The 13,287-nt window shown below is 30.9% G+C and carries 13 protein-coding genes; 1 reads left to right on the top strand and 12 read right to left on the bottom strand.

The annotated features are described in order from the left end of the window. Positions 1-644 precede the first annotated feature (644 nt). The 8 genes from HUE53_RS08790 to HUE53_RS08755 form a co-directional block, all read right to left on the bottom strand. The gene (locus tag HUE53_RS08790) at positions 645-1,535 is read right to left on the bottom strand and encodes a DUF3078 domain-containing protein (RefSeq protein ID WP_065213809.1); all 891 of its coding nucleotides are present in this window, start codon (positions 1,533-1,535) and stop codon (positions 645-647) included. Between the two features lie 11 nt (positions 1,536-1,546). Further along, positions 1,547-2,053: a DUF2480 family protein gene (locus HUE53_RS08785; protein WP_014166707.1), complete on the bottom strand. Its 507-nt coding sequence runs from the start codon at positions 2,051-2,053 to the stop codon at positions 1,547-1,549. 69 nt (positions 2,054-2,122) lie between these two features. Beyond that, positions 2,123-2,446: an SUF system Fe-S cluster assembly protein gene (locus HUE53_RS08780; RefSeq protein ID WP_014166706.1), complete on the bottom strand. Its 324-nt coding sequence runs from the start codon at positions 2,444-2,446 to the stop codon at positions 2,123-2,125. An 85-nt stretch (positions 2,447-2,531) separates the two neighbouring features. Then, a complete protein-coding gene (locus HUE53_RS08775) occupies positions 2,532-2,951 on the bottom strand; it encodes a SufE family protein (protein WP_014166705.1) in 420 nt (139 codons plus the stop codon). A 25-nt stretch (positions 2,952-2,976) separates the two neighbouring features. Continuing rightward, the gene (locus tag HUE53_RS08770) at positions 2,977-3,504 is read right to left on the bottom strand and encodes a hypothetical protein (protein ID WP_014166704.1); all 528 of its coding nucleotides are present in this window, start codon (positions 3,502-3,504) and stop codon (positions 2,977-2,979) included. Between the two features lie 13 nt (positions 3,505-3,517). Beyond that, positions 3,518-4,732, bottom strand: a complete 1,215-nt coding sequence (locus HUE53_RS08765) for an aminotransferase class V-fold PLP-dependent enzyme (RefSeq protein WP_065213811.1) — start codon at positions 4,730-4,732, stop codon at positions 3,518-3,520. A 62-nt stretch (positions 4,733-4,794) separates the two neighbouring features. Further along, positions 4,795-5,958, bottom strand: a complete 1,164-nt coding sequence (locus HUE53_RS08760; RefSeq protein ID WP_192188423.1) for a hypothetical protein — start codon at positions 5,956-5,958, stop codon at positions 4,795-4,797. Then, positions 5,945-6,928, bottom strand: coding sequence for a DUF2157 domain-containing protein (locus HUE53_RS08755; protein WP_014166701.1), 984 nt, complete (start codon positions 6,926-6,928; stop codon positions 5,945-5,947). The genes HUE53_RS08760 and HUE53_RS08755 overlap by 14 nt, the downstream gene beginning before the upstream one ends. Before the next feature lie 176 nt (positions 6,929-7,104). Here HUE53_RS08755 and HUE53_RS08750 point away from each other — a divergent pair, with 176 nt between their 5' ends. Then, positions 7,105-8,442: a serine hydrolase domain-containing protein gene (locus HUE53_RS08750; RefSeq protein ID WP_065213814.1), complete on the top strand. Its 1,338-nt coding sequence runs from the start codon at positions 7,105-7,107 to the stop codon at positions 8,440-8,442. A gap of 270 nt (positions 8,443-8,712) precedes the next feature. On the opposite strand, the gene HUE53_RS08745 is transcribed toward HUE53_RS08750, so the two are convergent. The 4 genes from HUE53_RS08745 to HUE53_RS08730 form a co-directional block, all read right to left on the bottom strand. Beyond that, entirely contained in the window at positions 8,713-9,459 is a 747-nt protein-coding gene (locus HUE53_RS08745) for an SH3 domain-containing protein (RefSeq protein WP_014166699.1), read from the bottom strand. Positions 9,460-9,619: 160 nt separating this feature from the next. Continuing rightward, the gene (locus tag HUE53_RS08740) at positions 9,620-11,416 is read right to left on the bottom strand and encodes a BatD family protein (RefSeq protein ID WP_065213815.1); all 1,797 of its coding nucleotides are present in this window, start codon (positions 11,414-11,416) and stop codon (positions 9,620-9,622) included. Positions 11,417-11,433: 17 nt separating this feature from the next. Next, positions 11,434-12,177, bottom strand: coding sequence for a tetratricopeptide repeat protein (locus tag HUE53_RS08735; RefSeq protein WP_041253599.1), 744 nt, complete (start codon positions 12,175-12,177; stop codon positions 11,434-11,436). Positions 12,178-12,210: 33 nt separating this feature from the next. Beyond that, the gene (locus HUE53_RS08730) at positions 12,211-13,254 is read right to left on the bottom strand and encodes a VWA domain-containing protein (RefSeq protein WP_077225481.1); all 1,044 of its coding nucleotides are present in this window, start codon (positions 13,252-13,254) and stop codon (positions 12,211-12,213) included. Positions 13,255-13,287 lie beyond the last annotated feature (33 nt).

Genomic DNA, 13,287 nt, shown 5'->3' with positions numbered 1-13,287 from the left:
GTAGCACAGCAACTGTTCTAAATCTAAATTCTGCATTAAACCTAGATTACGCATTAGAAGAAATTTATTACAGAAAAAATGCCTTTGAATTTAAAAAGATGATTGTTTTTCAAATTCAATGTAGTAAAACTACATCTGGGGAAAATTTTCTGTATCTTTTTTGCCTTTTTTATCCTCATGAAAAAGTTTAACGCATAATCTGGGTTAAACTCAATTAAGTGAGCTAACAAGACCCATCTACTTCCCTTGGGTTTTCTTCACAACAACGTCTGGTACGGAATAATATGGTTTTTTAAAAATTATCGTAACGATAGTAATAGAAAACGAAAATAAAAAATTGCGTGTTTATTAAAAAACAAATAGATTAGAGATGATTCAAAGAATTGTAGCTTCTTTAAAAGCAACTACTTAGTAAATAGAATTTGTTTATTGAATATTTCTTTTAAAATAATTCAAGAAGCCATTCGAAAAGTAATTATTTTACATTTAGTTATCCCTTCTCCTAGTTGTTGAAGTACGATTTCTGTAGCATGTAATTTTTCCTTCTGGTTGAAGCGACAAATTGTATTCTTTTTGGGTGGCTCCTTGAATTATAAGCTGGAGGTGTATTGTGTGTGTGTTTAGACGCTAGAATACTCTTTTAATTAAAAACCATAATTAAACCCTAAACCAAATACTTCTCTGATTTGAAAAGCTCCAACTGCATTATCGTCATAAATAGCCTGAAATGCTAAATTGGTAGAGATATATTTATTAACTTTCATTACTAAATTTGCTTGATAGTCTATATCTACATTTCGTGGTTTATCTAAATAATTAGAATATAGATTTAAGATATTTTCCCAAGTAACATTATCCATTAGTTTAAACTTATAATATCCTTGTAATCCGGCACCAAACTCAAAGCGGGTAGACTTACCTTGTTCAACTCCAAAAGAGCTTCCTTTTTCGGTAAAATGTGAATGAACTATTACTAAACGAGTAGTTGCAGGAGCTATATTTAATTTAAAATTTTCATGTTTTTTCCACATCATACCAGGACCTAACTGTAAATAGGCTGGAGAGAAGAAATGTGATATTTTAGTTCCATTTGTATCAAAACCAGAATCCATTTGTGTTTTAAACTCTAAGAAAACAGAATAGAACCAATATCCTTTGGCTCTTTTTCCTAGTACGGAATTATAAAGTAATCGGTCGTCTGACTTACGGACATCGGCATCTTTTTGTTTTGTTAGTCCATAAGCGGCTATGACTTTATTGTCCCAAATTAAGTCTTTTGCTTTGTAATTAAAGTCATAATTAATATTTATATTACCCGCAACGTTTGAGGTTCCACCACCACGCCATTTATCATTAAATGCTGATTGGTTAAATAAAAAATTAAAATTACCTCCTCTTTTCCAACCCACATTGGTAGTGTCTTGCGCTTTTTTTTCAGTTTCAGAAGTTCTTTTTATTAATTCTCCCTCAGTTGTTTGTGCATTAAGCAAAGTTTGACAGATTAAAAAAGCCAAACATAAAAGTGATTTTTTCATAATGTAAATTTTTATTTAGTTCTCTTAAAAATCGGAACCGCTGAACAAGCTTCACCAAACATTACACTTTTTGCTACTTTTTGTAATTGTGTAATGGCCATAATGTATGCTTCTTTCGGAACAGGCTTTCTTGAGCAACCCTTCAAAATTACTGGTTTATCAAGGTATTTACTGAAATCCATTCGTAGAATTTCTTCTATATATAAATTAACATCAATTTTATTTATATCACCAAGGATAATTTTTTTAGCGTATTTATCTAAGTAAGAAGCAACTAATATGGGGGCCCAAGTAGGTAAAATAGCATCCGAACTACAATAAATAGCGCAGTAATGATCTTTATATTGAGACCAATCGTGATTTTTTAAAGTTTCTCTAAAATCTTTTTCTTTTAACAAAAACCCTTCTATAAGCCATTGACTTAAATCAATCCCTGTTCTTACTCCATCGGGATAAAAATCCTCAAGATCAAACACTTCTAAGGAGCTATTAGTTACTTTATTTACAATTTCTTCCATATTTAGTTGCTGTGTTTAGTTTTCAGTCATCGTAAAACTGTCTACTACAACTGAAAACTAAATTTTTAATTAAAGCATTCCTAATTCTAACTTTGCTTCTTCACTCATTAAATCTTTACTCCAAGGTGGGTCAAAAGTAATTTCTACTTCACAAGACTTAACGGCTTCTAATTTTTCAATTTTTTCTTTTACTTCATTAGGAAGTGTTTCTGCTACGGGGCAGTTTGGAGATGTTAATGTCATAAGAATCTTTACATCCATATCTTCATTTACAAAAACATCATAAATTAAGCCTAATTCGTAAATATCTACGGGAATTTCAGGATCGTAAATTCGTTTTAACACTTTTACGACTTCTTCCCCTAAATTAATGTTATCGTTAAATTCTTCCATTTTTATTTCGTTTTGACTCTCATTTTTTCGAGTTTCAGTTAAATACTTTGTATTGGCACTACCTAGCCTAGCTGTGGCTTTAAAATTATTTTTTACTTAAAAATGCTAAAGCGTACATTTTTATTTGTTTAATCATAGATACTAAACCATTTGCTCGTGTAGGCGACAAATGTTCTTTTAAACCTATTTCGTCTATAAAATCTGTTTTAGCATCTAGGATGGCTTGTGCTGGTTGATTTGAAAATGTTCTAATTAATATTCCAATAATTCCTTTGGTTAAAATAGCATCGCTATCTGCTGTAAAAACGATATTCCCTTCTTTTTCTTCCGCATGAACCCAAACTTTAGATTGGCATCCTTTGATTATATTCTCCTCTGTTTTGTATTGTTCTTCGATTAGAGGCAATGATTTTCCTAGCTCAATTATGTATTCATAACGTTGCATCCAATCGTCAAACATTGAAAACTCATCTACAATTTCATTTTGAATTTCTTCTATGGTCATTCTTAATAGAATTTATTTCTGTTAATTATTCTTTGTTTATGTAAGAAACTAATTTGGATACAAATTTTTCAATTTCTACAGGTGGATGTCCATGATCAAATCCTGTTGATTGATATTCTTCTCCCTTTTTTGTTATTTTTAAATCAGCATGGGGTGCTCCATCGTGGTAACGCAATTCGGTAGGCGCTTTTATTTTTTCTAATTCTTTTAAATTAATTTGATCGAATAAGGTTTGCAACTCATCTATTTGTTTCGCCGTTAATTTGACCTCTTTAAAGTCATCTGCATCGCGATTTTCTGTATAACTTAAAGATTTTTGGGTCAGTTTGATTCTTAAACTATACCCTCTTGTATTAGCTGTGTATTCTACAAGCATTTCTTCTTGTTGATTCTTTTTTATTACACTTTCGGTGGATTCTGACGTTATATTGAGTTCTTTGTTTTTTTCATCTGTTATAGCAATTGTTTCAGATGTGGTTAGAGCTGTATTTTTACTTTTACAAGAAACTAGTAAAACTAAGATTGAAAATAAGGTGAGTGCATTTTTTTTCATCTGTATAAAGTTTTTAAGATAACATTATTTTTGCTTTTTTTACAGCTTCTACAAAGATATCTATCTCTTCTTTTGTATTATAAAAAGAGAAACTTGCTCTTACAGTACCTGGAATTTGAAAAAAATTCATGATCGGTTGTGTGCAATGATGACCTGTGCGAACGGCTATACCTAACTTATCTATAATTGTGCCAATGTCGTATGGATGGATTCCTTGAATATTGAAAGAAATTACAGAAGTTTTGTTTACTGAGGTTCCAAATATCTTTAATCCTTCTATTTTTAAAAGTTTTTCAGTAGCGTATTCTAAAAGTTCTTTTTCTTGTTTTTGAATGTTTTCAAAACCTATTTGGTTTAAATAATCAATGGCTGTACCCAAAACAATTCCATCGGCTATATTGGGTGTTCCTGCCTCAAACTTGTGGGGTAATTCAGCGTAAGTAGTTTTTTCAAAAGTTACTTCTTTAATCATTTCACCGCCTCCCATATAAGGAGGTAATTGGTTTAACCATTCTTCTTTTCCGTATAAGATTCCAACGCCGGTTGGTCCACAAATTTTGTGGCCAGAAAACACATAAAAATCGCAGTCTAGTGCTTGAACATCTGGTTTCAAATGAGGAGTCGCTTGTGCTCCATCTATTAAAACAGCAGCTCCTACTTGGTGTGCTTTTTCAATGATATATTCAATAGGATTTATCGTTCCTAAAGCGTTTGAAATATGATTAACTGCAACTATTTTTGTTTTATTAGAAAGGAGCCTGTCAAATTCAGACAAGATCAACTCTCCTTTTTCATTCATTGGTATTACCACTAATTGAGCCCCTGTACGTTCACATAACATTTGCCAAGGCACTATATTACTATGATGTTCTAATGCAGAAACCATTATTTCATGCTCTGAATTTAATAATGTTGTAAAACTACTGGCTACCAAATTAATTCCTTGGGTGGTTCCTGATGTAAATATGACCTCGTAATTATGTTTTGCATTAATATGCAATTGGATCTTATTACGAGATTCTTCATAAGCATCTGTTGCTAACTGACTCAAAGTGTGCACTCCACGATGAATATTAGCATTGATTTCGTTATAGTACTTCGAAATAGCTTCTATAACTACCTCTGGTTTTTGAGCAGTCGCTCCATTATCGAAATATATTAAGGGTTTTCCGTTTACTTTTTGATTTAAAATAGGAAAATCTTCTCTAACTTTTTGGATATCAAACATATTATTCAGAAAAATTCTAAAAGCAAAATTAGTTAATTAGTTAGGATATTTTATTAAAGTTTTCAAAAAGTTTCACCGCTCCCACTTCCACTAAATCCTCCTCCTCCAAATTCAACAGGGTCTTTTTGAATCGTATCAACTGTTGTATTCACTTGGGCATTCACTAAAATTACTTTTATTAAGTCAAAAGCCTTTGGATTTATACTTTTATCCTCTTTAAAAGTTATCCCAATCGTATTGTTTTTAATTTTTTGAATGAAAAAATAGACTATTGCAAACAATATTCCTCCTGCCAATAATAGAGCATATTCCATGGGTAAATAATCATGATAATATCTAATAGTTGCAAAGCTTAATCCAAGAGTTAATAGTCCTATCCATAAAAATGTTCTCTCTTTTTCTTTTAATCCATAAAAGATATAAAAAATTGGGATAACAAAAGTAGTAATGTAAAACAAGGAAGCTAAAGGGATCTCTTGGAGCTTAGAAAAATCGTCTTCTAATAAAATTTTGGATAATTCTCTAACTGAAAAATAGTTAAGTGATAGGTAAGCTAACAGTATACTAACTATTTTTGCTGTAAAAAACACATTTTTATAGATATAATAGTTTATGTATTGTGATATTTTTAATTGTATGCAGTAAATCCCTACTGCTGCAATAAAAAACAATAGAGCCAGTATAAAGGAAGAAATATTTTTTTGTATAATTGCCCAATATCCTACGTAACTTACTAAACTTACTAAAAAAATAAGAATAGATGGGGTATGCACATAACGTATAGTTGTAAAAGCGGTCGTTAGAATAATAGTTATAAAGATACAGTTTATATTTTCGCTAAATATACTTGTAGCAATTCCAAAGAATAATGTTATAGATACTATAAACGAATCATCTAATCCGTAGGAAAAATATTTTTGGTTGCGTAAAAATTCAGAAATGACAATTGTTATAATTCCTGCAATAAAAGCACACGCACCAAGCATTCTTGTGTTTTCTATAAACGAAAAAGCCAAACAAAACAAACCAAAAATAGAAGATAGTAAAAAGTTTCCTAGTATAAAAAATCCTATTCTAAGTAAAATATTAGAATTGGTTTTAGTTGTAATAGTTTTTTTTTCGAGTTCTTCAAACTGATTTTGATTGATAATTTCTAATTGGACTAATTTTCGTGTTTCTTCTAAAAGAAAATGATTTTGGATCGTATTGAAATTACTTGCTAGCATAAGCTTTCTTTTTAAAATTACGAATTTGTTTGATAAAAAACAGTATTGATCCCAGTACATAAAATGGCGTAAAAAGGGTTAAAAAAGTCGTAATTTGATCTAAATCAAAATAATATATTATTCTAAAAAATAATATATCAAAGCCTATATAACCATAAAACAAGGTAAATATATACCAAGAAATTGTTGCATATTGCAGACTTTTCTTGTAAAAAAAACAAGCCACAAACACTAAAATAAATGAATATAAAAACCAAAAGTTTTTTTGTGCAAACCCTATTAAACCAATTAAAAAAAGTAAATGCAATGCAAAAGTTAGGAAGACAGTACTAAAATGAACCTTTAAGTTGTTTTTTTCTGAATAATATTCCCAAATAAGTAAAAGACCTCCAAATATTAATCCAGAACTAAGTAAAAGGCTATCATTTAAAAAATCGTTTTCAAATAACGTTTGAATCTTTAAAGTTAATCCTATAAAACTTCCTAAAGCAGTAATACTTATTACAAGCGCGTTTTTATTATCAAAGTAATAAGCCATTCCTAAAGCTATAAATCCAGATATTAAGGAGGTTAAACTATAATCTGTATTCTTTATATGAAAATGATATTGAGCATACCCTATTAAGGTACATATCAGAATGGTTGTAAAAAGGACTAGATAATCATATAGCGGATTTTCAAAGGAAATTTTTTCTTTTGAAAATCCTTTAGCTTTTCTATAACTAAAACAGAAACATACTAGTGTAACAATGGCTAGCAATAGAAGCAAAATAGTATGCCCTATAGTATTAATATTCTTATATATAATAATTCCTATTCCACTTGTAAAAAATAAAATGGATAGATAAACCAAAAATAACAACTCATTTCTAACAGAAAAAATACCTAGCTTGTAATATTCTTTTATTGCCTGATACTGTTCTTGTTTGATAAAATTTTTCGTAAAAAGCAAATCAAAAATTTTAGTCATAAAAATCTATTTTTCCAAATATAAAGAAGAATCGATCTATTTTTATATAATCCTAAAAAACTTTATCTTGCAATAAATAAACATTTTTATGAAATACCCGTTAATAGAAGTGGCAAGCCCACTGAAAAGAGATAAAAGGGTATTCTATCTTCCTTAATTTAAACTATTATATACAGATGAAAAAAATACTAGGTATTATTACTTTAGTTCTTATAGGTATCATAGGGACTTTACTATTTCAAAATTACCCTAAACTGGATTTAATTTCTGGCTTTTCGGCAAAGAGTGTAGCTTCGGGTTATTTTCTAGAGAATCGTTCTTTATCTATTATTGAAAAAACCGACAATGATATTAATCTGATTGATTTCGCTAAAAATGAAATTAATGATCAAGGTAAATTTGCAGAGGCATCAGTCTATGGATTTAAAAAACGAAAAGCTATATATAGAGAAGGTCTAGGAGCTGTATTAGTAAATGATGATTACGATCCAAACCAACCTTATTTAGTTCCTAAAAGAATTTTTACGGTTAATAAGAACATTCCTTTCCCTTATGGTAATGGAGAACCTTTGAAACCCTTTTTTGCAAACATTGATTACGATCAATTAAACAAAGCTGTTTCTCAAGCATTTGAACCTAATAAAAAAGGGAAAAGATGTACTCGCGCGGTACTTGTGGTATATAAGGATCAAATTATTGCTGAAAAATACGCTCCAAATTTCACAAAAAATTCACGATTACTGGGTTGGTCTATGACTAAGAGTATTACGGGAACCTTATTTGGAATTCTTCAAAAACAAGGTAAATTAGATATTAATCAACCTGCTCCTATTACTGAATGGAAAAATGATGCGCGCAAAAACATTACCATTCATAATTTATTGCAAATGAACTCGGGTTTAGAATGGGATGAAAATTATGATAAGATATCAGATGCCACCAGAATGCTATTTCAAGAAAGTGACATGACAAAATCCCAAATAAAAAAGCCTTTGGTAGGTAAACCCAATGCCTCTTGGAATTACTCTTCAGGTACTACCAACTTACTTTCTGGAATTATTCGCAACCAATTTAAGACACATCAAGAGTATTTAGATTTTTGGTATAGTGCTTTAATTGACAAAATTGGAATGCATTCAATGATCATTGAAACTGACTTAACAGGTCATTATATAGGATCTTCTTATGCTTGGGCTACTGCTCGTGATTGGGCTAAATTTGGTTTATTATATCTACATAAAGGGAATTGGAATGGCCAACAGTTGTTTGATCCTAGTTGGTCTCGTTATGTGGCTACTCCTACTCCTACTTCCAATAATAAATATGGTGCTCAATTTTGGTTAAATGCCTCTGGAGCATTACCTGACTGCCCTAAAAACATTTATTATGCTGATGGTTTTCAAGGCCAACGTGTATTTATTATACCTTCCCACGATATGGTAATTGTTCGCCTAGGTTATGGTCATATTGATTTAAATGCTTTGGTAAAAGAAGTTTTAGGAAGTATAAAATAATTCAATATAAATAGAACTGCTCGAAAATTTAGAATATTTGTTATAATGATTGTCCAATAATTTTTTCTCGATCAAAGAAATTAAAATACATGTCTTCCTCTTTGATCGAGAGAAAACAAGGGATTTTTAAAATAATTTTATCGTATATTCTTTTTCTACACCTATAGATTTGTCTTTTCAATTATATTTATGGATTAGCTTTTTGGGGGGATTTTAACCCCAGATTACGCATTAGAAATTTATTAAAGTAAAATACTTACTCTGAATCTTTTATTTCTTGATTTCTTTTACAACACTTCTATCCAACCAACCTTCTTTTAAATCTGCTATTTGAATTTTATAGTAATTATCTAAGCTTTCAAGAATATTCACTTTGGTTCCAGCATGTAAAATAAAAGCATTACTTGCGGTAGCATTAGGTTCACTTTTTACATTAACTACATCAACAAAAACAATAGCTGGCTTTTCGTTTAGCAAACGATTTTGCTCATAAAAACCTGAAAAAAGGCTTAATAATACAAAAAATAAACCCAATAAAATTCCAGCAAAGAAAATTCGTTTTACAGTAGTTTGATACGAATAATAATAAACTATAAAACACACCAATGCGAAAACAGCTAAAATTATGGATATCCAAGCCCATGTGTCATAATGAAAAATGGAAGTGAAATCTGCTATAATTTTTGAAAAGCCTACTTGTGATACTTGTTGAATATCATCAATTGCCATTTTTTGTGCAAATGCTAAATTATTTTCTATCTCTGTATCATTAGGACTCAGTAATAAAGCCTTTTCAAAGTTAAAAACTGCTGGTGCTACTCTACTTAATTTATAATAACAATTTCCTAAGTTAAAATAAACTTCTGCTGACTCTTGTCCTTGTGCTAAAATAGTTTCATAAGATTGAATGGCATCTTGGTATTTCCCTTTTTGATACAAATCATTTCCTTTTTCAAACGGATTATTTGCCCAAATAAATTGAGAAAGGAACAGGAATATGTAGGCTATTTTTTTCATTTTATTTAACCACTAGGAACAATAAACAAACACTAAAGACATTGTTTATGTTCGTTATTTTAATTTATTTTTCAACTGTTTAAGAAAACAAAAAAATCATCTGTTCTAATAATTTTAATCTTTTTGTTCATTAAGAATTTAAAACTTCTCTTTACTGCTTTTAAGCTATCTGTTTTTCCAAATCAGAAATAATACTTACCGCCAGATTGTAATCATTTTGAATACTCGTATTCGTCGAAGGGGCGTATCGAGCAAACTCACAACTTTCTACCAGAGCTATAAATTGCGCTACGGTATCTTCGGAGGCCTTCTTCTGAACTAATAACTCTCTAATTTTATCTTTACTTATATCCGATGTTTCGATATGTAATTTTGCTTTTAGAAAATTATGCAACGCACGTTCTAAAGCAATATAAAAAGGCTCTTTATTTCCTAACTGCTTTTGAGCTTCGGATAAATATTTTTTAGCTAATTTATTTGATAGCTTAATTTTGTTTCCTATAACGTCTGCATTGCTTTTTTCTCTCTTACGACGGAAAGCTATAATGAGTGGAATAGCTAAAAATGGTGCCATTAACAAACTGTAAAAGAAACCCGAACCTAAGAAATCCGAACTATTTTTTGGTTGTAAATTGGTTTTAGTTTTAATAAATCCAAAAGCGGATACTGCTGTTACTTTTGATTTATTAGAACTCATTGTATTATTTGCCAAGAGGTTTCCTTTTTCTACAAATAGAGTAATTTCTTTGGATGTAATTGACTTATAGACCTTTGAACTCAAATCAAAATATGTAAAAGTCATTGGTTTGATTAAATATTTTCCCTCACTTTGTGGGATAATAGTATATGTATCTTGAATACTTCCTGTCATCCCTGAAAGTGGTGTTTGTACGCTTTCCTGATGTTGTGGATCATAGATTTCTAATGAAGAAGGTACTACAGGTTTAGGCAATGTAAATAACTTTAAATTTCCTGTTCCTGAAACGGCTATTTTAAGATCAATTGACTCGCCTGCTTTTACACTGGTTTTAGAAGGAATTACTTTAAAATCAAAATTTCCTACTGCTCCTGTAAAATCAATTGGTTTTCCTGCTTCAGGAAGAGGTTTGACTGTAACGGTTTTTGCTCCTGCTGAAACTTTTTTATGTCCCATAGTCATAATAGGACGACCAAAAAAATCAACCTCTCCAGAAGGAACCTCTACTTCTACATCTAATGTCAAAGGCTCTATAACTAGCTTGCCTGCTTTTTGAGGATATAAAACCGTTTTACGTAATACGGCATAACGATACATTTCGCCTTTAAACTTTCCTTCTTCTACTTGTAATTGTTTGATATCTATATTCTGACTCCAAAAGTTATTGTACTTAGGATTTTGTGTTTCCTGCCACCCCCCTACACCTGAACGATGACTCACATAGATTTTATAAACTACGGTAATAGGTTCATTAAGATACGGATTAGTATTAGAAATTTCAGCTACTAGGTGTACTCCTTCTTTCCCCATAGCAGCTGACGGTGGTACTTGTTGACGCTGTTGTTGGTAATAAGGACTACTTCCTCCGTAAGGGTCGTAAGGATCCCGTTCTTCAGGAACGGCATTACCAATAGTTATCTTGATTGCATTGGATTTATAAGTCTGTCCGTTTATTTCAACGGAAGCTCCTTTAATAACAAAGGTTCCCTTTTTAGTGGGTTGAAGAAAATACGAATAGGTTTTTTCATAGGATTTTCTTCCATTAATCCATGAATAACTAACTGATTGATTAGGTCCCCCTATTATTCGGAAACCATCAAATGCTGGAGGATCAAAATTATCTCCGTCATCATTCATTGTAAAATCAATTCGTAAACGCTCGTTTATACCCAAATTGTTTTTGCTCACATTAGTTACAAACTGAACTTGAGCAGTAATTTTCACACAAAATAAAATAAGTATAAAAAATAGTTTCTTCATTCTTTTAATTTTCTTTTCTACCAATCTTTTCCTTCCTGTTTTGGAGCTCCTTTTACTTTTCGAGCATTTACTCGATCTTGGATTTTTTTCTCCTCATTATTTACCGCATCTAACAAATTTTGCATCCTATCTTTAGGAACATTATTGGGTTTAGGCTGCGGATTATTCTGGTTTTGATCTTTGTCTTGATCTTTATTGTTAGGCTTTTCCTGTTTGTCTTTGTTTTTATCATTTTGTTTTTTATCCTTGTCTTGATTCTGATCTTGATTAGGCTTTTTATCAGGACTGTCCCCTTTTTTATCCTTTTTCTTGTCATCATTTTTTGAAGGTGGATTTTCCTTCAATAACTTCTTTGCTAAAGCATAATTATAACGCGATTCTTCATCCGCTGGATTATTGCGCAAAGCATTCTTATAGGCTTCAACGGCTTTATCATACGTCTTTTCTTTCATATAGGTATTTCCTAAATTATGATAAGCGTAATGTTTTTCATTTTTTGTTTTAGCAGTTTCGGCTGCTTTAGCATAGGCTGCTTTAGCTTCTGAAACTTGATTTTGTTTGTAAATTGCGTTTCCTAAATTATACGCTGATACTGCTTTTTTAGGATGATTGCTTTTTGAAACTCTAAAATTAGCTTCTGCTTCAACATATTGCTTCTTTTCAAATTGTGAAACGCCCTCTGGTAATTCAAAATCTTTTTTCTGTTGCGCAAAAATACTAACAGAAATTAATAAAACGATATGTAAAATAATTCTTTTCATTGACCCATCTCTAATCCCTCTTAAAAAGGGCATTTATTTTTTACTTTTTTCGTTAAACAAATCTAGTTTTTGTATCCATTTTGTTTTTGTTTCTAGAAGGAATACATCCACTAATAACAAGAAAAACCCAATACCTAAAAACCATTGAAACTGGGACTGAAAATTAGCCATTTCAGTAGCTTCAAATTGTGTTTTTTGAATATTGTTGAGTGATTTTCGCATAAAATCAACTACTTGTTTAGTATTTGTTCCATTAATATAACCTCCGTTAGCTGTTTTAGCAATTGATTCTAAAGCTTCTGGACGTAATTTAGTGGTAACTGTCTCTCCAGTTTTTTTGTCTTTATGATATTCTATCGAATGACCATTTCTAATAGGAATAGGTCCACCGTTTGGAGTTCCTACACCTATAGTAATAATCTTTATTCTTTTTTTACGTGCTTGTGCTGCTGCGTCTTGGGCTTTTTCTGAATGATCTTCTCCATCAGTTACCATAACCAAAAGTTTACTAGTATTCCCGCTTCCTTCAAAGTATTTTTCTGTTAATTGAATTGCTTCATCTAAATTACTTCCCTGCGATGAAATCATTCCTGGATTCATACTCTGTAAAAACATCTTAGCAGCGTTATAGTCAGTTGTAATGGGCAGTACAGGAAAGGCACTTCCTGAATAAGCAATAATCCCGATGCGATCGTTTCCTAAACCATTAATAATCTGAGAAACTAATTGTTTACTTTTTTCTAAACGACTTGGAGCTATATCCTCACAAAGCATACTTTTAGAAACATCTATAGCAAAAACAATATCTATTCCTTCCCGTTTTACTTTTTCAACTTGGGTTCCTATTTTAGGATTTACTAAACCTAAAATCAACAGTATTAATGCAAAAAGCAATATCCCGAATTTTAACGTTGGCTTAAACGTTGACTTTTCTGGGCTTAATTTTTTAACTAGTTCTGAATCCCCAAATTCTTGTTGTTTTTTTCTTTTCCAAAATTGATTCCACAGGAAAAGGCCTACCAAGAAGGGCAACAAGAAAAATAAATACAGATACTTTGATTCGTCTAATTCGTACATTTCTTTTCGATTGCAATTATAAACAACAATTTT

Source organism: Flavobacterium columnare (assembly GCF_014844295.1).
In the GTDB taxonomy this organism is placed as follows: Bacteria; Bacteroidota; Bacteroidia; order Flavobacteriales; family Flavobacteriaceae; genus Flavobacterium; species Flavobacterium columnare.
This window is presented reverse-complemented; position numbering and strand designations above follow the sequence as displayed.